This is a genomic window from Pseudoalteromonas sp. BSi20652 (assembly GCF_000239855.1).
Taxonomy (GTDB): domain Bacteria; phylum Pseudomonadota; class Gammaproteobacteria; order Enterobacterales; family Alteromonadaceae; genus Pseudoalteromonas.
Genome location: NZ_BADT01000173.1, coordinates 1 through 709 on the forward strand (window position 1 = coordinate 1; position 709 = coordinate 709).

Here is a 709-nt window from a genome sequence, read left to right on the forward strand (position 1 = left end):
AGCAGCCATTACTTGAAAGGTTAGGCGCTAATTTTTAGCGCCTAACTTCACAACATCTATGTTGTTAAAGAGCAAATTAATACTTAATGTGTTTGAACAGCAGTAATTACTTCTTCTTCATCGTTATTATCGCGCTCAAAGTTTAAGTTAAACTGGCCTTGACGAGTGATAGTAAAAATAGCGCGCTGCCAATCTTCAACTTCGTTTTTAATAGCGTGGTCAAATAACGTTTTAAACAACGCTGTTATATTTTCAGATACAGCAATTGCATGCTGTGTATCATCATCCGCTTTAATAAAGTGGGCTTTGCACTCAACCACAGCATTATTTTCGCAATCTAAAATAAGCTGCGCTTCAAGCCACGGTTCGTCTATTTGTTGATAAAGGTACTGACCTAGGTGTTGCGGGATGTTTTTTATGTCGGGTTGCATTGGCTTTCCTTAGCGTTTAGTTATTGAGTAACGACTCGCTCAGCGACACTTTCGAAATAACGAGAAGAAAAAGACGGTGTGGCTTTTCTTTCTTTTAGGTATTCTTCAGAAAAAAGCTTAACACGTAATGTTAGTACCTTTATCTCATTTTTATTTTGCGGGTTTACATCTACTCTAATGCCAATTTCGCCCTCGTTAAAATAGGGCGGGGCCTCTTTATCGCACGAAAAACGTGAGCCAAAAATAGTGGGCATATACGCCTCACCAAAGTAATGGGG

1 protein-coding gene and 1 pseudogene are annotated in these 709 nt (G+C 39.1%); both read right to left on the reverse strand.

Features of this window, described 5'->3' with window-relative positions:
- Window positions 1–83: 83 nt before the first annotated feature.
- The gene (locus P20652_RS04585; RefSeq protein WP_008170921.1) at window positions 84–431 is read right to left on the reverse strand and encodes an immunity protein YezG family protein; all 348 of its coding nucleotides are present in this window, start codon (window positions 429–431) and stop codon (window positions 84–86) included.
- Window positions 432–451: 20 nt separating this feature from the next.
- Window positions 452–709, reverse strand: a pseudogene (locus P20652_RS04580) (hypothetical protein); the annotation flags it as partial.

Coding starts and splice junctions, on each gene's coding strand:
- P20652_RS04585 (WP_008170921.1), bottom strand. CDS start 431: ATGCAACCCGACATAAAAAACATCCCGCAACACCTAGGTCAGTACCTT.